Genomic DNA, 585 nt, shown 5'->3' with positions numbered 1-585 from the left:
AGTCGTAACAAGGTAGCCGTATCGGAAGGTGCGGCTGGATCACCTCCTTTCTAAGGATATAATAGAAGGCGGAAGCGGCCGTTTAGCAACGTACGGACTGGAGAAGTCCTGACGAGATAAAGGAAACCCGATGAACGAAAGTGAATCGAAGTTGACTTATCGTAGGAAGGAATTCGAAGTCCGCTAGTTGCTGGCCGCTGGAGCTAGACTATGATAACGGAACATGAATACCAACCACTTGCGTGGTACGATTCATGAACATACTGTGTTGTTTGGTTCAGTTTTGAGAGAGCAAATCTCTCTAAAACGAGGGAGTAAATCTCTCTAAAGGATCTTCTGCTAAGGTCCGTCACGTCCTGTGACGAACACAGAAGTCACCACATCCTGTGGAAGCTTGTACCTTGAAAACCAAATAAGCGTAACAACGACATCAAACCAAAAAAGTGGATACATTGCGAAAGCAATTGTAGAAGCTTGTTTTATTTACAATGCTTATTCATGAGAGATAGTTAAGTGAAGAAGAGCGCACGGTGGATGCCTTGGTACTAGGAGCCGAAGAAGGACGGGACTAACACCGATATGCCT

Annotated in this window: 1 rRNA gene; it reads left to right on the top strand. The window is 45.1% G+C overall.

The features are described from left to right. Nucleotides 1-50, top strand: a 16S ribosomal RNA gene (locus DX933_RS18285); the annotation flags it as partial. Between the last annotated feature and the right edge of the window lie 535 nt (nt 51-585).

It is taken from the genome of Ornithinibacillus gellani (assembly GCF_003730295.1).
Taxonomy (GTDB): domain Bacteria; phylum Bacillota; class Bacilli; order Bacillales; family Amphibacillaceae; genus Ornithinibacillus_A; species Ornithinibacillus_A gellani.
This window is presented reverse-complemented; position numbering and strand designations above follow the sequence as displayed.